Genomic DNA, 799 nt, shown 5'->3' with positions numbered 1-799 from the left:
GGGAACGCCCGCCTGGGACGTCGCGCGGATCGACCGGACATTCGCGGAGACCTTCGTCCTGAGATCCGAGCTCCTAGTCGCGAGTTGCAGCGACGGCATCGTCGGCTGTTGCACCTTGTCGGCCGAGGATCCCGAGTTCTGGCCCGACGCCCTCAAGGGGGAGGCCGCATATCTGCACAAGCTCGCGGTGCGACGGACACATGCGGGCCGGGGTGTCAGCTCCGCGCTGATCGAGGCTTGCCGCCATGCCGCGCGAACGCAGGGGTGCGCCAAGCTGCGGCTCGACTGCCACCCGAACCTGCGTGGCCTATACGAGCGGCTCGGATTCACCCACGTCGACACTTTCAATCCCGGCTGGGATCCAACCTTCATCGCAGAACGCCTAGAACTCGAAATCTAACGTCCGTTCGGGCATCGAGGTCCATGTCGGGGTGGGACGGGCCCGTGGCTTCAAGATCACTTGCAGTCCGACCGCGATGTCTTGGTTGCGCGAGAGGTTGTCGATATCCTCCACTTCCATCATCAACCCTGGATAATGCCGCCGCCGTCATCGCCGCCGACGCCCGTGCCGGGCTTTTCGGGCCTGTCAGGCTTGCTCGGCCTTCAGCCTGCCTGGGCGAGATCTCCGGCGGACGGATTAACGGCGGAGCTTCGCCGCCTTTCGTGCGTGTGAAGGCCGAAGATAGTTCTCTCAAAAACATCCGTTTATGAGAGATACCAAATGTCATTTTCAGAAGACGACTGCACCAGTTGATTGGGCGTAATGGCTGTTGTGCAGCCAGCTCCTGACAGTTCAATA

General features: G+C 61.7%; 1 protein-coding gene. It reads left to right on the top strand.

Going from position 1 to position 799, the window contains the following annotated elements:
* A partial coding sequence (locus PG899_RS24180) for a GNAT family N-acetyltransferase (protein ID WP_058671088.1) occupies window positions 1–400 on the top strand: 400 nt, incomplete at its 5' end.
* Between the last annotated feature and the right edge of the window lie 399 nt (window positions 401–799).

It is taken from the genome of Aeromonas sp. QDB39 (assembly GCF_027707585.1).
Classification (GTDB): domain Bacteria; phylum Pseudomonadota; class Gammaproteobacteria; order Enterobacterales; family Aeromonadaceae; genus Aeromonas; species Aeromonas hydrophila.
Note: the sequence above shows the minus strand (reverse complement) of the source record. Positions and strands in the feature narration are given on the sequence as shown.